Below are 21,312 nucleotides of genomic sequence, written 5' to 3' on the forward strand. Positions count from 1 at the left end.
CAGCCCGGCCGGCGCTCTCTTTACGAAGGACAGGTTCAGCCGTACATCCGCCGCATCGCGAAGTCCACCATCTGCTCCACGGCCTTCGCGTCGAAGACCATCCGGTGGTCCCCCTCCATGTCGATCACGAAGCCGTACCCCGTCGGCAGCAGATCGATGACCTCCGCGCCCGTGATCACGAAGTACTTCGACTCCTTGCCCGCGTACCGCCGCAGCTCCTTGAGCGTGCTGAACATCGGGATGACCGGCTGCTGGGTGTTGTGCAGGGCCAGGAACCCGGGGTTGTCACCGCGCGGGCAGTAGACCTTCGACGTCGCGAAGATCTGCTGGAAGTCCTCGGCGGAGAGCGACCCGGTCGTGAACGCCCGCACCGCGTCCGCCAGCGACGGAGGGGACGGCTCGGGGTACAGCGGCTGCTCCCCGTATCCGCCGCCGCCCATCGGCTGCTGCGGGGGTGCGTACTGCTGCTGAGCGCCAGCGTTCTGGTCGTAGCCGTACATGCGCCCAAGACTACTGAGGAAAGGCCCGCCGATGGGCCGCATGCGCTCCTCGTCGTCCTCGTCACAGATGTCCGGTAGGGGTTGCATCTTATTACCGGCGGGTAGCATCATCGGAGTCAGTACTGATACGCGCTACTGATCGCGTACGAGGAATTCGCCTCCCAACCGCTTACGGAGCCGTCGCCATGGGGCACTACAAGTCGAATCTCCGCGACATCGAGTTCAACCTCTTCGAGGTCCTCGGGCGCGACAAGCTGTACGGCACAGGCCCGTTCGCGGAGATGGACGTCGAGACCGCCAGGACCATCCTTGCCGAGGTCACCAAGCTCGCCGAGTCCGAGCTGGCCGCCTCCTACGCCGACGCGGACCGCAATCCGCCCGTCTTCGACCCGGAGACCAACACCGCTCCCGTGCCCGCCTCCTTCAAGAAGAGCTACCAGGCCTTCATGGACTCGGAGTACTGGCGCCTCGGCCTCCCCGAGGAGATCGGCGGCACCACGTCCCCCCGCTCCCTGATCTGGGCCTACGCGGAGCTGCTGCTCGGCGCCAACCCGGCGATCTGGATGTACACCTCGGGCCCGGCCTTCGCCGGCATCCTCTTCGAGGAGGGCAACGAGGCGCAGAAGAAGATCGCCGAGATCGCCGTCGAGAAGCAGTGGGGCTCCACGATGGTGCTCACCGAGCCCGACGCGGGCTCCGACGTGGGCGCGGGCCGGTCGAAGGCCGTGAAGCAGGAGGACGGCTCCTGGCACATCGAGGGCGTGAAGCGCTTCATCACCTCCGGCGAGCACGACATGTCGGAGAACATCCTTCATTACGTGCTGGCCCGCCCCGAGGGCGCCGGACCCGGCACCAAGGGCCTGTCGCTCTTCCTCGTACCGAAGTACGAGTTCGACTGGCAGACCGGCGAGCTGGGCGAGCGCAACGGCGTGTACGCGACGAACGTCGAGCACAAGATGGGCCTCAAGGCGTCCAACACGTGCGAGCTGACGTTCGGCGACCGGCACCCCGCCAAGGGCTGGCTGATCGGTGACAAGCACGAGGGCATCCGCCAGATGTTCATGATCATCGAGTTCGCCCGGATGATGGTCGGCACGAAGGCCATCGCCGCGCTCTCGACGGGGTATCTGAACGCGCTGGAGTACGCCAAGGAGCGCGTCCAGGGCCCCGACCTCTCGCAGTTCATGGACAAGAGCGCCCCCAAGGTCACCATCACGCACCACCCGGACGTGCGCCGTTCGCTGATGACGCAGAAGGCGTACGCGGAGGGCATGCGCGCGCTGGTGCTCTACACCGCCTCCCTCCAGGACGAGATCGCCAAGAAGGAGACGGAGGGCGAGGACGTCAAGGCGGAGCACGCGCTGAACGACCTGCTGCTGCCGATCGTGAAGGGCTACGGCTCCGAGAAGTCGTACGAGCAGCTCGCCCAGTCGCTCCAGACGCTCGGCGGCTCGGGATACCTCCAGGAGTACCCGATCGAGCAGTACATCCGGGACGCCAAGATCGACACTCTTTACGAGGGCACCACCGCCATCCAGGGCCAGGACTTCTTCTTCAGGAAGATCGTCCGCGACCAGGGCCAGGCGCTGAACACCCTCTCCGAGGAGATCAAGCAGTTCCTCGCCGTCGGCACCGGCGGCGCCGAGCTGGCCCCGGCCCGCGACTCGCTCGCCAAGGCGGCCGTCGACCTGGAGGCGATCGTCGGGCGGATGCTGACCGACCTCACCGCCACCGCCGAGGACGTCAAGAACATCTACAAGGTGGGCCTCAACACCACCCGCCTGCTGATGGCCTCGGGCGATGTCGTCGTCGGCTATCTGCTGCTGCGCGGTGCGGCGGTGGCCGTGGAGAAGCTGGAGACGGCCTCCGCGAAGGACGTGCCCTTCTACCAAGGCAAGATCGCGGCGGCGAAGTTCTTCGCGGCGAGCGTCCTGCCGGGTGTCTCGGTGGAGCGCGCCGTGGCCGAGTCGGTGGACAACTCGCTGATGGAGCTGGACGAGGCGGCGTTCTGACGTCGCTGCGGTAGTGCCGTGACCGGAATCGGTCACCGGGCCCGCCCGGTGACCGATTCGTCGGCCGACGCTCCCCGGCCACCGCGCACCTTGCCCACGCGAACGCGCCAACCGTGTCTCGTTATGGTGATCCCATGAGCACATCCGCCCGCTTCGACCGCGGCCACACCGACGATCTGATGACCTTCCTCGCCGGCAGCCCCACGCCGTACCACGCGGTGGCGAACGCCGCCGAGCGCCTGGAGAAGGCCGGCTTCCGGCAGGTCCAGGAGACGGACGCGTGGGAGGGGACCACCGGCGGGAAGTACATCCTGCGCGGCGGGGCGCTCATCGCCTGGTACGTCCCCGAGGGGGCCGAGCCGCACACGCCGTTCCGGATCGTCGGCGCGCACACGGACTCCCCCAACCTGCGGGTGAAGCCGCTGCCCGACACCGGTGCGTACGGCTGGCGACAGGTCGCCGTCGAGGTGTACGGCGGGCCGCTGCTCAACACCTGGCTGGACCGCGACCTCGGACTGGCCGGCCGTATCTCCCTGCGCGACGGCACACACCGCCTCGTCAACGTGGACCGGCCGCTGCTGCGCGTACCGCAGCTGGCCGTCCATCTGGACCGCGGGGTCAACACCGACGGTCTGAAGCTGAACCCGCAGCGGCACATGCAGCCGATCTGGGGTCTCGGCGAGGCCGAGGAGGGCGACCTGATCCGCTTCGTCGCCGAGGAGGCCGGGGTCGACGCGTCCGACGTCACGGGCTGGGACCTGATGCCGCACTCCGTCGAACCGCCCGCCTACCTCGGGCGCGACCGCGAGCTGATGGCCGGGCCGCGGATGGACAACCTGCTGTCGGTGCACGCCGGTACGGCCGCGCTGGCCGCCGTCGCGGGGGCCGCCGATTCGGGCACGGCCCTCCCGTACATCCCGGTGCTCGCCGCCTTCGACCACGAGGAGAGCGGCTCCCAGTCCGACACCGGCGCCGACGGGCCGCTGCTGGGCACGGTGATGGAGCGCTCGGTGCTGGCTCGCGGCGGTTCGTACGAGGACCGGGCGCGGGCGCTCGCGGGCACGATCTGCCTCTCCTCCGACACCGGGCACGCCGTGCACCCCAACTACGCGGAGCGCCACGACCCGACGCACCACCCGCGCGTCAACGGCGGCCCGATCCTCAAGGTCAACGTCAACATGCGGTACTCGACGGACGGCGGCGGGCGCGCGGTGTTCGCGGCGGCGTGCGAGCGGGCGGGCGTGCCGTGGCAGTCGTTCGTCTCGAACAACTCGATGCCCTGCGGCACGACGATCGGCCCGATCACGGCGGCCAGGCACGGCATCAAGACGGTCGACATCGGCGCGGCGATCGTGTCGATGCACAGCGCGCGCGAACTGTGCGGCGCGGACGACCCGTTCCTGCTGGCGAACGCGCTCGCGGCGTTCCTGGAGAGCTGAATTCCCTTCTCCTGCATGGGTGTTCCCGGGCCGGGTACCCGCGTAAGCGGCCCGGGAATGGCCACCATTCGTATCAGGAGGCGGGATTCATGGGCGTTGGCGGATGCATCGCACTCATCGCGGTGGGGGCGATCCTCACTTTCGCGACGGACTGGGAGGCGGAGAGCGTCAACCTCGACCTGGTCGGGGTGATTCTGATGGCGGTCGGCCTCATCGGCATCGCGACGTTCACGAGCATGGCGAAGCGCCGGCGGGCGATCGTGCAACCGCCGACGGTGATCGAACGCGACCGGTAGGCCCCGGCGCTCCGCCCCACACCCCTACGCGTCGAGGCCGGCCAGCACGAGACCCAGCCGGCCCGTGCCCGACGCGGTGACGCGTACCGGCACGCCCCAGTCCTGCTGGTGGACATGGCACGCGGGGTACTCGATCTCCGGGGCGTCGTCGCAGGACGCGGCCATCGCCGAGACGTGCAGCACGCCCTCGGTGACGCCGTCCGCCAGGACCAGTTCGCGGCCCAGGTCCGTGCCGGCGCCGGCCCCCTCCGCCAGCAGCTCCGGCGGTGTGGCGGAGACCAGGAGCCGGGTCGAGGGACCGTAACGGGTGTCCAGCTTCTGCCCCTTGGGCGCCTCGAAGACGACATCGAGCCGCAGCGTGCCCGGCGCGACATCGGTCGCGGCGCGCTGGGTGCGGTGCGCGACCGACTCGACGCGGACGGCCTCCTCGGGCAGCCGCAGCCGGGTGAGCCGGTGCCGGGCGGACTCGACCACGACGATGTCGGCACCGACGAGCACCGCGTCGGACGGCTCCCGCAGATCCGTGGCGAGCGTCGTGACCTCGCCGGTCGCCGGGTCGTAGCGGCGCAGGGCGTGGTTGTACGTGTCCGACACGGCCACCGAGCCGTCCGGCAGCGCGGTCACGCCGAGCGGGTGCTGGAGCAGGGCCTGTTCGGCGGGGCCGTCGCGGTGGCCGAAGTCGAAGAGGCCGGTGCCGACGGCGGTCCGTACGACGAAGCCCTCCCCGTCGCCGTCCCTGTCCCGCTCCACGTAACGCAGGGCGCTCGTCTCGGAGTCGGCGACCCACAGCCGGTCCTCGGTCGCGGCGAGCCCGGACGGCTGCGCGAACCACGCCTCGGCGGCGGGCCCGTCGACCAGGCCCTCGTTGGTGGTCCCGGCCGCGACGCCGACGGTGCCGGTCGCCGGGTCGTACGTCCACAGCTGGTGCACCCCGGCCATCGCGATCCACAGCCGGTCGTTCCACCAGGCCACGTCCCACGGCGAGGAGAGCGCCACGTCGAGGGCGGGCCCGTGGGTGGGTGAGCCCTGCCACCACTGGCGGCCGGTGCCCGCGAGGGTCTCGACGGTGCCCGTGGCGGGGTCGTAGGCGCGGACGGCGTGGTTCACGGTGTCGGCGACCGCGATCCGCCCGTCGGGCAACGGGGCGAGCCCCTGCGGCTCGTTGAAGGCCTCCGGACCGAAACCGCGCTCGCCGTGCCCGATCCGCCGTACGACGCTCTCGCCGTCGGCCGCCAGCTCGACCAGCTGATGCCGGGTGGAGTCGGAGACCAGGAAGTTCCCCGAGGACAGCGCGAGGACCTTGCCGGGGAAGCGCAGGTCGGTGGCGACGGGCTCGGGCGCGACATAGGGCCCGTCGCCGCGCCGGAGGGTCCCCTTCGCGGCGTGCTCGGCCTCCAGCTCCTCGACCAGCTTCTCGATGGCGTGCGCGTGGCCCTCGCCCGCGTGCTGCGCGACGACGTACCCCTCGGGGTCGATGACGACGAGCGTGGGCCAGGCCCGTACCGCGTACTGCTTCCAGGTCGCCAGCTCCGGGTCGTCCAGGACGGGGTGGTGCACCTCGTACCGCTCGACGGCGTCCACGACGGCGGCGTGCTCGGCCTCGTGGACGAACTTCGGCGAGTGCACGCCGATGATCACGACGGTGTCGCTGTGCTTCTGCTCCAGCTCACGCAACTCGTCCAGGACATGCAGGCAGTTGATGCAGCAGAAGGTCCAGAAGTCGAGCAGAACGATGCGCCCGCGCAGGTCGGCGAGGGTGTACTGCTTGTCGCCGGTGTTCAGCCAGCCGCCCTTGCCGATCAGCTCCGGAGCACGCACCCGGGCGCGGCGACGGGGTGCGGGGGCGGGTACGGATGCGTGCGCGTCGTTCATGGTTCAAGGGTGCCACCCGGCTCGGACGACCCGACCCCGAGGCCGGTCGTCGCGCATGACAGTCGTGTGACGGCTGTTGCAGGTGGGACAGGCCAGGGCCGTCGTCGCCCACCGTCCTGAAGAGGGTGTACGGGCTACCGCCTACCGTGCCGTTCTGGCCGGCCGGGGGCAGGTGGGTGCCCTCGTGCGCGCCGTCGCGGACCGCCCCGGGCGGTGACCGGCCGTTCCGCCGGGCGGTGACCGGCCTAGCCGGCCAGCTCCTCCGCCGGGTCGCCCGCCCGCACCAGTGCCTCGCCCGCCTCCGTACGGAAGTACAGCACCGAGCGGCCCGAGCGGCGCCGGCGAATCAGGCCCGCGTCCAGCAGCACCTTCAGATGACGGCCCACCGACCCGAGCCCCTGGCCGGTGAGCGCGACGAGCTGGGTCGTGCTCTTCGGGGCGCCGAGGAGCACGAGGACCCCCGCCCGTGCCGGGCCCAGCAGCGCCCGCAGCGGCTCGGGGACCCGTGCCCGGCCCGTGTCGGCGAGGGCGCCCGCGCACGGGTACACCACGGCGTAACGGTCCGCGTCCCAGGACACCCAGCCCGTGTGCGGGGTGACGGGCACGAACATCAGCCGTACGCCGGGGATCACCTGTGAGGGATTCAGGGGGCCGACGCGTGTGGTGATCTGGAGGCGGTTGCCGCCCAGCCAGCGCATGCCGGGGCGCATGTCGCTCAGGGCGCTCGCCCAGCCGCCCTGGCTCAACTGGGCCGTCCGCGCGACGACATCGGCCTCGATGAGACGACGGCGGCGCGGCCAGTACGGCAGCACGGCCTCCGCCCACACCCACTCCAGGACGGCGGCGGCGCGTTCCGGCAGGTCGGAGCGGTGGAGGGCGGCGGGGACGGGGCCGTCCACGGACAGGCGCAGATCGTCGCGGGCGCGCTCGGGCGGGGTCTCCCGGATCCGTACGATCTCGTCCTCGAAAACGGGCCGGCCGTCGCTGTGGCCCGACGGCGTCGGCGTGATGAAGTCCGCGTTCCAGGTGCGGCCGAAGGCCGCCCGTACGAGCAGCGCCGTGACGGGGTCGGCCGCCTGCCGGGCCCGGTAGGCCGGCAGGTGTGCGTCGAGCCACGCGCGCTCGCCGGGGTGCGCGCCCGTGTGCGCCACGGTTCCGCGCTCCAGTGCCTTCAGGCTCGCGATGGTCTCGGCCAGGGGTGAGATCACGAACCGGCTGCCCGCCAGCGTGTCCGCGTCGATCTGCCACCAGCCCATGCGCCGCCCCCCTTCCCGCCCCGTGATGTTTCGCTCCGGCGCGAAACATTAACGTGCCGCCAGTCGCTCCACCGAGACTCCCCGGCATGCGTACCTACCGGGAACTCTTCCGTACGAAGGAGTTCACTCCGCTCTTCCTGACCTCCGCCGCACAGGTCGCCGCCCAGACCGTGAGCGGACTCGCCCTGGGCACGCTCGTCTTCACCGCGACCGGCTCGCCCCTGCTCTCCGCCCTCGCCATGTTCGGCCCCTCCCTCGCCCAGGTGATCGGCGCGACGACGCTGCTCTCGGCGGCCGACCGGCTGCCGCCGCGCGCCACACTGACCGTCGTCGCGTTCGTCTTCGCCCTCGGTACGGCCGCCACGGCCCTGCCCGGACTGCCCGTCGCCGCCGCGCTCGCGATCGTCCTCGGCCTGGGCGTGGTCTCCGCGCTCGGCGGCGGGGTGCGGCTCGGGCTCCTCAACGAGATCCTCTCCAAAGAGGGCTATCTGCTCGGCCGGTCCACCATCAACATGTCCTCGGGCCTGATGCAGATCGGCGGCTTCGCGACCGGCGGTCTGCTGGTCGCGCTCCTCTCGCCGCGCGGCGCGCTGCTCACCGGCGCCGCCCTGTATCTCGTGGCGGCGGCCGTGGCGAGGCTCGGCCTCGGTAGAAGGCCGCCACGCGCCACCGGCCGCGCGTCGATCGGCCAGACCTGGCGGAACAACGCGCGACTGTGGTCGTCCCCGCCCCGCCGCACCGTCTATCTGGCGCTGTGGGTCCCCAACGGTCTGGTCGTCGGCTGTGAATCCCTGTACGTGCCCTACGCACCCGAACACGCGGGCCTCCTCTTCGCCTCCGGTGCGGCGGGCATGCTCACCGGGGACATCCTGATCGGCCGGTTCGTCCCCCGCCGCCTGCGCTCGCGCCTCGCGGTCCCGCTGTTGCTGCTGCTCGCGGTACCGCACCTGATCTTCTTCCTCGGCCCGGCGCTGCCGGTCGCCGTCGCCGCCGTCGCGCTCGCGACGGTCGGCTACGGGGCGAGCCTCGTCTCCCAGGAACGCCTCATGGCCCTGACACCGGACGAGCTGAGCGGGCACGCTCTGGGGCTGCACTCCGCGGGCATGCTCACCATGCAGGGCGTGTGCGCGCTCCTGGCGGGCGCCGTCGCCGAACTGACCTCGCCCGCGACGGGCATCACGGTGCTGGCGGCGGCCTCCGTGGCCGTCACGCTCATGCTGGCGCGGGGGCTGCGGGCGGGGGCAGAGGTGAAGGGCGGCGCTGTCGTCCGTACGCGTACAACTGACGCCGCACCGCCGTCCCCCGGCAGCCCGGTGGGTACGGATACGGCATGAAGTACTTGGTGCGCGACAAGATCTTCGCCATCGGCGACGACTACTGGATCGAGGACGAGCAGGGCCGTCAGGCCTTCCTCGTGGACGGAAAGGCGCTGCGGCTGCGCGACACCCTGGAGTTGAAGGACCCGCAGGGGCGTGTCCTGGTCACGCTCCGTCAGAAGCTGCTCAGCCTGCGGGACGCGATGACGATCGAGCGGGACGGCGAGCCGCTGGCCACCATCCGTAAGAAGAAGCTGTCGCTGCTCCGCAACCACTACCGGGTCGCCCTCGCCGAGGGCACCGAACTGGACGTGAGCGGGCGGATCCTGGACCGCGAGTTCGCGATCGAGTACGACGGGGAACTGCTGGCGCACGTCTCGCGCCGGTGGTTCCGGGTGCGGGAGACGTACGCCGTGGATGTGATCAGGGACGACGCGGATCCGTCGCTGCTGATCGCGGTCGCGGTGTGCGTGATCCGGATGGCGGAGAAGGAGCGCGAGGAGGGCTGAGGCGGGGGCTCCGCCGACCGTGACGGCCCCCGCCCGGCCCCCGGGCTCAGCGCCGGGGCGCCGTCACGCCCAGCAGACGGTCCTTCAGGACCGGGAACTGCTCGCGCGTCGTCGCGACCTTCGCCGGGTCGAAGTCGACGGTCAGGACCTCCTCGCCCGGCCCCGCCTCCGCCAGCACCTCGCCCCACGGGTCGACCACGATGCTGTGCCCGGACTGCTCAACTCCGGCGTGCGTCCCGGCCGTCGAGCAGGCGAGGACGTACGCCTGGTTCTCCACCGCGCGCGCCTGCGCGAGCAGCGTCCAGTGCGCGCGGCGGCGGGCCGGCCAGCCGGCCGGGACCACGAAGACCTGCGCGCCCTCGTCGAGCAGACCCCGGAACAGCTCGGGGAACCGCAGGTCGTAGCAGGTCGCCAGGCCCAGCACCGCGTCCGGGAGGGCGACGGTCACCAGCTCGTCGCCCGCGCCCATCAGGGTCGCCTCGCCCTTGTCGAAGCCGAAGCGGTGGATCTTGCGGTACGAGCGCACGAGGGCGCCGTCGGGCGAGATGACGAGCGCGGTGTTGTAGAGGTCGGCGGCGCCGTCCAGGACGGCCTCGGGGGCGCGTTCCACGATGGATCCGGCGTGCAGCCAGACGCCCGCGTCGCTCGCCGCCTCCGACATCGCCCGGAACGTCGGACCGTCCAGCGCCTCCGCCTCGGCGGCGAACGACTCGTACGCGAAAGCACCCACCGGCCAGAGCTCGGGCAGGACCACCAGGTCGGCGCCGCGCTGCTGCCTTACCAAGGAGGCGGCACGCTGCCTACGGGAATTGACCGATTCGTCCGGGTCTACTGCGATCTGGATGAGGGAGGCGCGCACACTACCACCGTCCTGGCATTCGAGCCTTCTACACGGGCCTACGATCGTCACACGAAAGCACTGCCGGGGTGCCAACGGGCAGCGTAACTTAGGCTCTCGAACCTCCCACGCAGCACGCAGCCCGCCGCCCGCATCCAGCAGCCCAGCCCGCTAACCGCAGAACCGTCGAGGGGTCCCGTGACCGTCCATCCCAGCCTTCAAAACTACGCCGATGCCTGGTCCCACTCCATCGAAGCCATAGCCGAGCTGGTACAGCCACTCGTCGAGGGTGAGTGGAACCGGCGCACGCCGTGCCCCGGCTGGTCGGTGCGGGACATCGTCTCGCACGTCATCGGGCTTGAATGCGAGATGCTCGGTGACCCGCGGCCGATCCACACACTGCCCCGCGACCTGTACCACGTACAGAGCGAGATCTCCCGCTACATGGAGATGCAGGTGGACGTACGGCGCCACCACACCGCTCCGGAGATGACCTCCGAGCTGGAGTACACGATCATCCGCCGCAACCGCCAGTTGCGGAACGAGAACCGCCAGCCCGGCACCATGGTCCGCGCCCCGCTCGGCACCGAGCAGACGCTCGAACAGGCCATGCGGAACCGGGCGTTCGACATCTGGGTGCACGAGCAGGACCTCCGTACGACGCTGAGCAAGCCCGGCAACCTCGCCTCCGCCGGCGCGCTGGTCACCCGCGACGTACTCCTCGAAGCCCTCCCGAAGGTCGTCGCGAAGGAGGCGGGCGCGCCGCCGAACACGGCGATCGTGCTCGATGTGCACGGCCCCGTCGAGTTCCTGCGGACGATCCGGGTCGACGCGGACGGCCGCGGCACGATCGACGGCTCGCCCTCGCTCGGCCCCGCGGTGACGCTGGCGATGGACTGGGAGACGTACTTCCGGCTGGCGTGCGGGCGGGTACGGGCCGCCGCGGTGCCGGACCGGATCAAGACGGACGGCGACGCGGAGCTGGCGGCGGCGATCCTGCGGGAGTTCGCGGTCACGCAGTAGCGCCGCCGTCACGGCTACGGGCGTACGCGGTCGGCGTACGCGGCGGATTCAGGGAGTTACCACGAGAGCCGCGGCGTGGCCTTCGGCCGGCGCGGGGGCCGGGAGATTCAGGTTCCGGTGGATCGCCAGCGGTGCCGATGCGCGGTTGAGGGTGACGTAGTGCAGGCCCGGAGCGCCTTCGGCGAGAAGGCGAGCGGCCATGCCGGTGGCGTACTCGACCCCGATGCTGTGCGAAGCGTCCCGGTCGTCCCGGGCGTCCTCCAGTCGCCGGGCGAGGTCTTCGGGGAAGACGGCATTGCTGAGCTGCGCGAACCGGCTGATCTGACGCACGTCGACGGCGGGCATGATCTGCGGGATGATCGGCGTGTCGCAGCCGGCCGCAGCGACGCGGTCCCGCAGCCGCAGGTAGTCGTCCACGTGGAAGAACATCTGGGTGATGGCCCGGTCGGCGCCCGCCCGGCACTTGGCGACGAGATGGCGGATGTCGCTGTCCCAGTCGGCCGAGCGGGGGTGCCGCTCGGGGAACGCGGCCACGCTCACGGAGAAGTCCCCGAGTTCCTTGATGAGCGTCACGAGTTCGTGGGCGTGGGTGACGCCGTCGGGGTGCCGCTCCCACGGACCGCCCGGATTGCCCGGCGGGTCGCCGCGCAGGGCGAGGATGTCGCGTACCCCGGCGTCCGCGTACTGGCCGACGATGTGGCGCAGTTCGGTGACCGAGTGCGCCACCGCCGTCAGGTGGGCCACCGGCCGCAGCGTGGTCTCGGCGACGATACGGCGGCACAGCTCGACGGTGTCGTCGCGCGACGAGCCGCCGGCGCCGTAGGTGACGGAGACGAAGGACGGGGAGATGGCCTCCACCTCCCGCAGCGCGTGCCACAGCCCGCGTTCACCGGCCTCGCTGGTGGTGGGGAAGAACTCGAACGACAGGCTGTGGGTCGGGAAGGACGTCATCGGATGCCTCCGGTAGGGGTGCGGTTCGGGGCAGAGATCGGGCGTGGCGGGTACCGGCGTGCGGCCGCGGCGCTATGCCTCGGTCGCGCGGTCCACCAACGTGCCCGCGCCGCCCAGGTAGTTGACCGGGTCGCAGAGCGCGGCCAGCTCGGTGTCGGTGAGAAGGCCGGCGAGTTCGGGCGCCGCCGAGAGCGTCCGGGCGAGCGGCAGACCGGACTCGGCGGCGCTCTGGGCCGCCCGGGTCAGTAGTTGTCCGGCCGCCTCCTTGCCGAGGCGGGGGGCGAGCCGGGCGGCGACGCGTTCGGAGACGAGCCGGCTGCCGGTGAGGTCCAGATTGGCGCGCATCCGCTCGGGGTGGACCACGAGACCTTCGGTCAGCTCCACCGCGGTGTGCGCGGCTCCGCCCACCAGCCGCAGACACTCGCGCAACAGCGGCCACTCGGCGTGCCAGACACCGGCGGACCGCTCGTCCTCCGTCACCAGACACTGCGTCAGCGCGCCGGCCAGCGAGGGGAGCTGGAGGGCCGCGGCACGGATCATGGTGGTCAGCACCGGGTTGCGTTTGTGCGGCATCGCGGAGGAGCTGCCGCGCCCCGCCACGGCGGGCTCGGCCACCTCGCCGACCTCCGTCCTGGTCAGCGTCTGCACGTCCACGGCGATCCGCCCCAGGGCGCCCGCCGTGAACGCCAGTACGGCCGCCAGATCGGCGACGGGCGTACGCAGCGCGTGCCAGGGCAGAACGGGCGCGGCGAGCCCGGTCTCGGCGGCGAACGCCTCGGTGAGCCGGAGCAGGTAACCGTCCTCGTCGTCGGCCGCGCCCTCCCGGCCGGGGCCCGTCGCGCCGTCGATACGGCCGTACTCCAGGTATCCGGCGAGCGTGCCCGCCGCCCCGCCGAGCGAGACGGGCAGCCCGCCGTCGAGCAGGTGGCCGATCCGCCGGTGCGCGTCGCCCAGCAGCAGGCCCCAGCCGGCCGCCTTGAGCCCGAAGGTGGTGGGGACCGCGTGCAGGGAGAGGGTGCGCCCCGCCATCGGGGTGTCGCGGTGTGCGCGCGCCAGGTCCGCGAGGGCCGCGGTGCAGCGGGCGAGGTCGGCGCGGACGATGCGCAGCGTGCGCTGGGCGACCAGCATGGCGCCCGTGTCGAAGATGTCCTGGCTGGTGGAGCCCCGGTGGACGTACTCCGCCGCCGCCTCGTCCTCGGCCGCCACGACGCGCCTGAACTCCCGCACCAGGCCTACGACGGGGTTGGCCGTCTCGCGGGAGGCGAGCGCGAGAGCGCGCGGGTCGAACGTGTCGGCCCTGGCCGCCTTGGTGATGACCAGCGCCGCCGACTCGGGGACCGCGCCGAGCCCGGCCTGGGCACGGGCCAGCGCCGCCTCCGCGTCGAGCATCGCCTGGAGCCAGGCCGGGTCGCCGGTCGCCGCCTCGGCGGGAGTGCCGGCCCGCACCGGCGAGAGCAGCCCGGTGTCGGCCTCGGGGGGTGTCCCGGCCGCGACCGGGGCCGGGCCGGCGCGGCCCGCCGGGCCGGCCGCGACCCCGTCGGAGTGTGGCTCGCTCACACGATCATCCCCCTCAGGTCGGTGTCCTCGGCTGCCGGCCGGACCTCGCCGGGAACCCACGCCACCGGCGGCAGCGACAGCACGGCGCGCGCGATGGCGTCGGAGTCGCCGAGCGTGACGGAGTCGACGCCGGGCCGGATCCCCGCCGCGGTGACCCAGTGCACGGATTCGGTGGGCACACCGAAGGCGAAGCGGCGCGGATGGGACCGGCCCCGGGCATCCAGCAGGTGGTACGGGCGTTCGCCGACCGCCAGGCCGCCGGTCTCGTAACTCGTGCCGCACATACCGGGAATGCGGTAGGGGCCGATCTGTTCCGTGGCGAGAAGGTGCCGCAGCAGCGGGTCGTCGGTACGGCGCAGATCGGGTTCGGGCAGCCTGGCCTCGATCATCGCGGCGGCGCGGATCGGCGGTCCGGGGACGGTGCTCGATTCGGCGACGAAGGACGGTTCGAGGGCATCGAAGCGGAACTCGGTTCCGGGGCCCATGAGTTCGAGGACGCCCGCGTCGAGGAGGGCGACCATCTCCTCGATACGGGAGGCGGGCGGGCCGATGGAGAGGAAGGCGTTGAGCGGGGTGTACCAGCCCTCCAGTTCGTCACGGTAGGAGTTGCCTTCGAGTCCGCCGTGGTCGACGGCCAGCCGGATCTCGTTCCGCAGGTCGCGCAGTACGTCGAGGCCGGCCTTCAACGGTCCTTCGACGTTTCCGGCGCGCGCCGCCCGCAGGTCGCGCAGCAAGTAGTCGCGCAACCAGCGGCCGAAGGCCGTGCGGTCGGCGATCACCTCGCCCTGCAGGGGATTGGCCAGGCGCTCCCAGTCCCAGCGGTCGGCCGGCTCGATACGGCACTCGTCGAGGAGGGCGTCCGTCGCGGCTTCCGTTTCGGCGGCGGAGGCACCGTGGACGCCGGAGGAGTCCCGGGAGTCGGAGAGGAGAGCGAGATAGCGGTCGGTGAACGGCCCGGCCTGCGCGCCGCGTCCCCGCGACGTCAGGAGCGCCGCGTAGTACACACTCTCCACCTCGCGCCGGATCAGCGGCCACAGGTCCGTGTTCAGCTGGATCCGGTCGCCGTCCACCGCCCGTGCGCGCAGCCCGGCGATGTACTCGGGGGTCAGCAGCCGGGGCGTGTAACGGCCGTGTGCACCCTTCTGGTTCTCGCCGCGCGCCTGGTACGGAACGCCCCGGCGGGAGCTGGCGTACATCTTCGGCTCCCGGCCCGACGGCCGGTAGCCGAGGACGCCCTCGGCGTTCCGGACGAACTCGCCGCCCCGGCCCCTGGTGAACAGCGCCATGTAGTCGAAGAAGTTCAGCCCCAGGCCGCGGAGCAGGACGGGGTTGCCCGCCTTGATGCCGTCGAGGTCCACGTCCGCCGGGTTCGACGGGGTGATGTAGGTGAGGTAGTGGATACGGGCCAGCGCCGCTGTCCTCTCCTGACCGGGCGTCAGCCGCGTCGGGGTGTGGCCCTGCGCGAGCACGATGGCGTCCAGATTGTTCAGCCGCGTGCCGTCGGCCAGGCGGATGCCCTGCGGCCCGCCCGTGATGCCGTGGGTGTCCGCCATCGCGACGGCCCGCGAGCGGTGGACGTGCGCGGTGACATGCGCCGGCGCCCTGGCCACGATCCGCCGGAAGCAGTCGTTCAGGTAGTGGCCGTAGAACGCCCGGGTGGGGTACGAGTCGGGGCCCAGGGCGCGGGCCTCGGCGAGGGTCTCCTCGTCGTACTCGTCCCGCTCCCCGAGCAGGGCCAGTTGGGAGGCCCACTCGTACAGACTCGGGCCCGGCTCGATCGGTCCCTCGATCTTGGCGCTGTCGTCGGTGAAGACGGTGACCTGCGAGGCCACCGTGTTCATCAGCAGATGCCGGGACTGGTCCACCCGCCACACCTGCCCCGCCCCCGGAGCCGCCGAGTCCACGACGTGCACGACCACCGGGGAACCGGTGGGTGTGTGCCGTTCATTGACGCACAGCCGCTCCAGTACGGACAGCCCACGCGGGCCGCCGCCGACAATGCAGACCTCCACGCTTCCACCACTCATGCGGACACTCCAATGCGGGCCGGTGATTTCGTGGATACTCGCAGCGGGCGGTCCGGGGCGGTCAATGGAGAACAACCGGGTCCGTCAGGTTCCCGCGTGTTCGGGAAGGGGAAATCGACGGAGCCCCGACAACCTGACACATTCAGCCGGAATACCGTGCCCGGCGGTCGGGAGCGATGGACGCTGCGGCCATGCGCGCCGCCTACATCGAACAGATCGGTTCACCGGACGAGATTCGATTCGGTGACCTCCCCGACCCGCGACCGGGTCCGACCGACGTACTCGTCGAGATCACCGCCACCACCGTCAATCCCGTGGACACCTTCGTACGGTCAGGGCTCTTCCGGACCGCGCTGCCACTGCCCCTCGCCGTGGGCCGGGACCTGGTCGGCACGGTGATCGAAACAGGCCCGGGTGCGACCGCGTTCACCCCGGGCGACAGGGTGTGGAGCAACAGCCTCGGCCACGCCGGCCGGCAGGGGGCCGCCGCCGAGCGGGCCGTCGTGCCCGCCGACCGGCTATACCGGCTGCCGGCGGGAGTGGACGCCGAGACCGCCGTCTGCGTCCTGCACCCGGGCGCCACCGCCTACTTGGCGCTCTTCGTCCATGCCAAGGTCCGGCCCGGCGAGACGGTGTTCGTGGCCGGCGCCGCCGGGAACGTCGGCAGCGCGCTGGTCGTCATGGCGATCGACGCCGGGGCCCGAGTGGTGGCCAGCGCCGCCGCGGCGGACGCGGACTGGGTGCGCTCGCTGGGCGCCGCCGAGGTCTTCGACTACCGCGACCCGGCGCCGGCCGAGCGACTGGCCGCGGTCTGCCCCGACGGCGTGGACGTGTACGTCGACACCTTCGGCACCAACGACCTGCCGACCGCCGTCGGCGCGCTGGCGCCGCGGGGCCGAATCGTGCTCCTGGCCGGGGTCGGGGCACGGCCGGTGCTGCCCGTCGGCCCCTTCTACATGAAGGACGCGGCCATCCTCGGTTTCGTCATCTCGCACGCCACCACCGCCGAACTGGCCGCCGCGGCGGGCGCGATCAACCATCTGGTCGCCGACGGGCGGCTGCGCCCCCGGCGCACCGAACGGGTGCCGCTGAGCGCGATGGCCGACGCACACCGGCGGATGGAGAAGGGCGACCTGCGCGGAATCCGGCTGGTCGTCCGGCCCGACCTGGACGGCTGAGGGCCGGCCCGAACCGGGACGCAACACGGCACACGGCACACGACACCGAAAGGGACGACGGCGATGTCACACATACTTGTGGCCGGTGGCGGAATCGGTGGTCTCGCCACCGCGTTGGCCGCTGCCAGGCACGGCCACCGGATCACGGTCCTGGAACGCCGCGAGGAGTTCACCGAGCTGGGCGCGGGCATCCAGCTCGCGCCCAACGCGTTCCACGCCCTGGACCGGATCGGCGTCGGCCACGCGGTGCGATCCCGCGCCGTCTTCATCGACGCGCTGCGGCTGTTCGACGGCACCAGCGACGAGCGCGTCACCGCCATGCCGCTGACCGGTGCCTACCGGGAGCGGTACGGGAACCCGTACGCCGTGGTGCACCGTACCGACCTGTATCTGCCGCTCCTCGAAGCCTGCCGCACCGCCCCCGGCGTCGAGCTGCTCACCGGCTGCCACGTCATCGGCTACGAGAACGACTCCACCGGAGTCACCGCGCTGCTGGCGGGCGGCGCGCGGCTGCCCGGCGACGCGCTCGTGGGGGCCGACGGAATCCGGTCCGCCGTACGCGCCCAGCTCGTCGGCGACGGCGAACCGCGGGTCTCGGGACACACGATCTACCGGTCGGTCATCCCGATGGAACAGGTGCCCCATGAGCTGCGCTCGAACGACGTGTCCCTGTGGGCGGGTCCCAAGTGGCACTTCGTGCACTACCCCATCAGCGGGGGGCGCGAGCTGAATCTCGCGGCGACGCGCGACGACGGCGCACGCCTGCCAGTGGCCGGACTGCCCGTCGAACGAGCCCGGGTACTGAGGGAGTTCGACTCGATGGGCACCGTCGCCCGCACGCTGCTCGAACTCGGCACGGACTGGAAGCGCTGGGTGCTGTGCGACCGGGATCCGGTGGACCGGTGGGTGGAGGGGCGAGTCGCGCTGCTGGGGGACGCGGCGCATCCCATGCTGCAGTACGCCGCGCAGGGCGCGTGCCAGGCACTGGAGGACGCCGTGCTGCTCGGGGACCTGGTGGAGGGGGCGGTGAGCGTGCCCGATGACGATCTGCCGCAGCGGCTGACGGCCTACAACCAGCTGCGTCGGGCCCGCACGGCCAAGGCGCAGCGAGTGGCCAGGGAAATGGGCCGGCAGATCTATCACCCGGCGGGGACCGCGGCCAAGGAACGCAACGCGCTGCTTTCCGGACTCTCCCCGGAAGAGCTCTGGGAAAAGGTCGACTGGCTGCACAGGGATCGCGATTTCACCCGGGCCGGATAGCGACCTGACATATCAACACCCTTACATCCGAGAATTCCTGGACAACGGAGATGATGACGGCATGACTCGTTACCTCAGCGATGGTGTCACGACATTCCAGGTGGAAACCGAGATCATCGTCGCGGCCTCGCCCTACCAGGTCTACGCCGTCGTCAGCGACCTCGCCCGCAGCGGTGAGTGGAGCGTCGAGTGCCGTGGCGGGCGATGGGTGGAAGGCACGCCCGGCAGCGTGGGCGCCATCTTCCGCGGCGACAACGAGCGGGGCCGGGAGACCGTCGCTTGGGCGCCCGTCATCCGGGGTCCCTGGCAGACCGAGGCCGAGGTCGTGGAGGCGGTGCCGGGCAAGGTCTTCCGCTGGGTGATTCTCGACTCCGCGCGGCGGCGCCAGGAGAGCGTCTGGTCGTTCGAGGTCGAAGCCGTGGCGGGCGGTACGCGCCTGATCCACCACTACCGGCTCGGCAGACTCACCGAGGGTCTGTCGAAGATCTTCTCCGGCCTCTCGGAGCCCGACCGCGAGCGCTTCGTCGAGGAGTGGAACGCGAAACTGGCCGAGGACGTCCAGGCCACCGTCAAGCGCGTCAAGCGCGTCATCGAGAACGGCTGACGTGTTTGGCCGCTCCCGTGAGAACTCCGCCGCCGGTCATCGGCGGCGGCTCCCGGCCGCCCCTTCGCCTCCCCCCCGTGGCGAGTGGGCGGCCTCTCGCGTTCCGGGGGTGGCACCGAACGGCAGCCGGGCCCGGCGACCGGCTCCGACCTCGTACGACAGCTTTGCCCGCCCCGTGCGCCGACGGTCCGCGCCCGCACCCACAACTGGGGGTGTAGTCCACCGGGCGGCCAGTACCCCGGGGGTACGCGAGGTGTCCTCCGGAGGCCGACGCGCCGGGGCGGGTCCGGACGGCACCGTAGGCATGTGCATCCGCGGCTCGTCGGACACGCGTGTCGGGCGCCCACCCCGCCGACGCCGGCCGTGGACCGCCCGCGCCGCGGGCTGACCGGAACCGAACCGGACCCGTCCACGAGCGGATTCGACCGGACCCACCAGACCCACCGAGTACCAGACCCGCCCTGGAGAGAGCACACATGTCACTGACCGAGAAGCAGACCCCGTCCGCACCCCCGCCACCCGCACCGGGTGCCCCCGCGGCTGCCCGCCCCGGTGTCTTCGCCCGCGTCGCCGCCTTCTCGCACCGGCGCCGCCGGCTCGCGCTGCTGCTCTGGGTGGCCGTCCTGATCGGTGTCTGGGGCGGCGCGTCCGCCGGCGCCGACTACCGCGAGGACTACTCGTTGCCGGGCACCGAATCCCAGGCCGCCGCCGACCTGTTGGCGGGCAGCAGCAAACAGCAGACCGGCGACAGTCTTCAGGTCGTACTCCACGACAGGGCCGGTCTCGACCAGGCCGCCACCCGGGAGAAGGTCGGCGCCATGCTGGCCGAGGTCGCTGAGCTGCCCAAGGTCGCCCAGGTCCGCAGCCTGTACGACGACGAGTCGGCCGTCGCGCCGGACGGGCGGATCGGTTACGCCACGGTCGTGCTGGACGTCTCCGCCCAGGAGATGCCACGCGCCGACACGGAGCGGATCCTGGAGACGGTCCAGCAGGTCGAGGGCGACGGGCTCCAGGCCGAGTTGGGTGGCGGCGCGGCCAGAAAGCTGGCCACGGGCGAGGGCGGCATGGCCGAGATGGTCGGTCTGGTCGCCGCGCTGGTCATCCTGGTCTTCATGTTCGGCACCCTGATCGCCGCCGGACTGCCCATCATCACCGCCCTGTTCGCGGTGGGTTCGACGCTGGCGATCATCGTGGTCGCCTCGCACTTCCTCACCATCGCCGACTACACGCCCTACGTGATGATGCTGGTCGGACTCGGCGTCGGCATCGACTACGCCCTGCTGATCTTCGCTCGCTATCGCAGCGAACTGGTGGCCGGACGGTCGTCGGCCGACGCCACCGTCACCGCGCTCGACTCCGCGGGCCGCACCGCCTTCTTCGCGGGCACCACGGTCATTCTGGCGCTGCTCGGCCTCGTCGTGCTCGGCCTCGGCTCGCTCCAAGGCATGGCCCTGTCCGTCGCCCTGACCGTCCTGGTGACCCTGATCGCCTCACTCACCCTGCTCCCGGCCCTGCTCGGCATCTTCGGCGCGCGCTTCGCACGGCAATTCACCGCCCGCGCCGCCAAGCGCACCGAGAAGGGCAAGGCGGAGCCCGGCACGCAGTGGCGCAAGCTCGCCACCGGTGTGCAGCGCCGTCCGCTGGCCGTGCTGCTGGTGGCCGTGATCGCGCTGGGCGCGCTGGCCTTCCCGGCGCTCAGCCTGCGGCTGGGCTTCACCGACGCCGCCAACGACAAGGCGGGCTCGACCAGCCGGGAGGCGTACGACCTGCTGTCGCAGGGCTTCGGCCCCGGCTTCAACGGCCCGCTGGTGGTCGTGGTCGACGGCAAGGGCAAGCAGGCGGCCGGCCCGGCCGGCGATCTGTCACGCGTACTGAACGACACCCCGGGCATCGCGGCGGCCACCGGCCCGCTGCCCACGGAGAGCGCGTCCGTCGCCACCGTCATGGTGTTCCCTGACTCCTCGCCGCAGGACAAGGCCACCTCGGACCTCGTGGGCGACCTGCGCGGCGACGTACTGCCGAAGGTGTCGGAGTCGACGAACGCCGACTATCTGGTCGGCGGTGCCACGGCGGCCAGCGAGGACTACTCCTCGAAGGTGGCCGACCGGATGCCGGTCTTCATGACCATCGTGGTCGGGCTCTCCCTCATCCTGTTGATGGTGATGTTCCGTTCGGTGCTGATCCCGCTCAAGGCCGCGCTGCTGAACCTGCTGAGCATCGGAGCCGCGCTCGGAGCCATCTCGCTGGTCTTCCAGCACGGCATGTTCGGGATCGAGCCCGGCCCGATCGAGGCGTATCTGCCGGTCGTCATCTTCGCCATCGTCTTCGGCCTCTCGATGGACTACGAGATCTTCCTCGTCTCCCGGATCCAGGAGGAGTGGCGGCGGACCGGCGACCCGGAGGTGGCGGTCCGTGAGGGGCTCGGACACACCGGCTCGGTGATCATCACCGCCGGCGCGATCATGGTCGTGGTGTTCGGCTCGTTCATGATGAGCCCCGAGCGGATGCTCCAGCAGATGGGCTTCGGTATGGCGGTGGCGATCTTCGTGGACGCGCTGATCATCCGCTGCCTGATCGTCCCGGCCGCCATGCAGCTCATGGGCAGGCGCGCCTGGTGGCTGCCGGCCCCGCTGCTGAAGGTCGTACCGAGGATGGAGCTGGAGAAGCACTGACG

General features: G+C 71.5%; 17 protein-coding genes. 10 read left to right on the forward strand and 7 right to left on the reverse strand.

From position 1 onward, the window contains the following. Window positions 1-35: 35 nt before the first annotated feature. Complete coding sequence (locus ACFT9I_RS37120; protein WP_242575068.1) at window positions 36-500, reverse strand: SseB family protein; 465 nt, start codon at window positions 498-500, stop codon at window positions 36-38. Window positions 501-685: 185 nt separating this feature from the next. Here ACFT9I_RS37120 and ACFT9I_RS37125 point away from each other — a divergent pair, with 185 nt between their 5' ends. The 3 genes from ACFT9I_RS37125 to ACFT9I_RS37135 all read left to right on the forward strand — a co-directional run bounded on the left by ACFT9I_RS37125 (window position 686) and on the right by ACFT9I_RS37135 (window position 4,247). After that, the gene (locus ACFT9I_RS37125; RefSeq protein WP_382571867.1) at window positions 686-2,512 is read left to right on the forward strand and encodes an acyl-CoA dehydrogenase; all 1,827 of its coding nucleotides are present in this window, start codon (window positions 686-688) and stop codon (window positions 2,510-2,512) included. Between the two features lie 134 nt (window positions 2,513-2,646). Then, window positions 2,647-3,951 (forward strand): M18 family aminopeptidase, encoded by a 1,305-nt coding sequence (locus ACFT9I_RS37130; RefSeq protein ID WP_382571869.1) that lies wholly within the window; start codon window positions 2,647-2,649, stop codon window positions 3,949-3,951. Between the two features lie 89 nt (window positions 3,952-4,040). Then, complete coding sequence (locus ACFT9I_RS37135) at window positions 4,041-4,247, forward strand: DUF6458 family protein (protein ID WP_023540170.1); 207 nt, start codon at window positions 4,041-4,043, stop codon at window positions 4,245-4,247. A 24-nt stretch (window positions 4,248-4,271) separates the two neighbouring features. Here ACFT9I_RS37135 and ACFT9I_RS37140 read toward each other — a convergent pair whose 3' ends face one another. Both ACFT9I_RS37140 and ACFT9I_RS37145 read right to left on the reverse strand, forming a co-directional pair. After that, window positions 4,272-6,119, reverse strand: a complete 1,848-nt coding sequence (locus tag ACFT9I_RS37140) for an NHL domain-containing thioredoxin family protein (protein ID WP_382571871.1) — start codon at window positions 6,117-6,119, stop codon at window positions 4,272-4,274. A 245-nt stretch (window positions 6,120-6,364) separates the two neighbouring features. Beyond that, complete coding sequence (locus ACFT9I_RS37145) at window positions 6,365-7,375, reverse strand: ArsR/SmtB family transcription factor (RefSeq protein ID WP_382571872.1); 1,011 nt, start codon at window positions 7,373-7,375, stop codon at window positions 6,365-6,367. Between the two features lie 86 nt (window positions 7,376-7,461). Here ACFT9I_RS37145 and ACFT9I_RS37150 point away from each other — a divergent pair, with 86 nt between their 5' ends. Both ACFT9I_RS37150 and ACFT9I_RS37155 read left to right on the forward strand, forming a co-directional pair. Next, a complete protein-coding gene (locus tag ACFT9I_RS37150; protein ID WP_382571874.1) occupies window positions 7,462-8,709 on the forward strand; it encodes an MFS transporter in 1,248 nt (415 codons plus the stop codon). Further along, window positions 8,706-9,200: an LURP-one-related/scramblase family protein gene (locus ACFT9I_RS37155; RefSeq protein WP_382571877.1), complete on the forward strand. Its 495-nt coding sequence runs from the start codon at window positions 8,706-8,708 to the stop codon at window positions 9,198-9,200. Before ACFT9I_RS37150 ends, ACFT9I_RS37155 begins: the two co-directional genes overlap by 4 nt. 46 nt (window positions 9,201-9,246) lie before the next feature. On the opposite strand, the gene ACFT9I_RS37160 is transcribed toward ACFT9I_RS37155, so the two are convergent. After that, window positions 9,247-10,059 (reverse strand): carbon-nitrogen family hydrolase, encoded by an 813-nt coding sequence (locus tag ACFT9I_RS37160; protein ID WP_382571878.1) that lies wholly within the window; start codon window positions 10,057-10,059, stop codon window positions 9,247-9,249. Between the two features lie 177 nt (window positions 10,060-10,236). Between ACFT9I_RS37160 and ACFT9I_RS37165 the strand changes: the two genes are divergently transcribed. Next, window positions 10,237-11,061 carry a maleylpyruvate isomerase family mycothiol-dependent enzyme gene (locus ACFT9I_RS37165; protein ID WP_382571880.1) on the forward strand — a complete coding sequence of 275 codons (825 nt, stop codon included), beginning with the start codon at window positions 10,237-10,239 and terminating at the stop codon, window positions 11,059-11,061. A gap of 48 nt (window positions 11,062-11,109) precedes the next feature. On the opposite strand, the gene metF is transcribed toward ACFT9I_RS37165, so the two are convergent. The 3 genes from metF to ACFT9I_RS37180 form a co-directional block, all read right to left on the reverse strand. Continuing rightward, window positions 11,110-12,012 carry a methylenetetrahydrofolate reductase [NAD(P)H] gene (metF, locus tag ACFT9I_RS37170; RefSeq protein ID WP_382571882.1) on the reverse strand — a complete coding sequence of 301 codons (903 nt, stop codon included), beginning with the start codon at window positions 12,010-12,012 and terminating at the stop codon, window positions 11,110-11,112. Between the two features lie 72 nt (window positions 12,013-12,084). Next, on the reverse strand, window positions 12,085-13,458 hold the full coding sequence (locus ACFT9I_RS37175; RefSeq protein ID WP_382571898.1) for an adenylosuccinate lyase family protein: 1,374 nt from the start codon (window positions 13,456-13,458) through the stop codon (window positions 12,085-12,087). Between the two features lie 107 nt (window positions 13,459-13,565). Continuing rightward, complete coding sequence (locus ACFT9I_RS37180) at window positions 13,566-15,596, reverse strand: FAD/NAD(P)-binding protein (RefSeq protein ID WP_382571884.1); 2,031 nt, start codon at window positions 15,594-15,596, stop codon at window positions 13,566-13,568. Between the two features lie 191 nt (window positions 15,597-15,787). On the opposite strand from ACFT9I_RS37180, the gene ACFT9I_RS37185 reads away from it, so the two are divergent. From ACFT9I_RS37185 to ACFT9I_RS37200, 4 genes are all read left to right on the forward strand, one after another. Next, window positions 15,788-16,774: an NADPH:quinone reductase gene (locus ACFT9I_RS37185; RefSeq protein ID WP_382571886.1), complete on the forward strand. Its 987-nt coding sequence runs from the start codon at window positions 15,788-15,790 to the stop codon at window positions 16,772-16,774. 63 nt (window positions 16,775-16,837) lie between these two features. Further along, a complete protein-coding gene (locus tag ACFT9I_RS37190) occupies window positions 16,838-18,034 on the forward strand; it encodes a 3-hydroxybenzoate 6-monooxygenase (RefSeq protein ID WP_382571888.1) in 1,197 nt (398 codons plus the stop codon). A 61-nt stretch (window positions 18,035-18,095) separates the two neighbouring features. After that, entirely contained in the window at window positions 18,096-18,638 is a 543-nt protein-coding gene (locus ACFT9I_RS37195) for an SRPBCC family protein (RefSeq protein WP_382571890.1), read from the forward strand. Window positions 18,639-19,114: 476 nt separating this feature from the next. Next, window positions 19,115-21,310, forward strand: a complete 2,196-nt coding sequence (locus ACFT9I_RS37200; RefSeq protein WP_382571892.1) for an MMPL family transporter — start codon at window positions 19,115-19,117, stop codon at window positions 21,308-21,310. Window positions 21,311-21,312: the final 2 nt, after the last annotated feature.

This window comes from Streptomyces sp. NPDC057137 (assembly GCF_042670825.1).
Classification (GTDB): Bacteria; Actinomycetota; Actinomycetes; order Streptomycetales; family Streptomycetaceae; genus Streptomyces.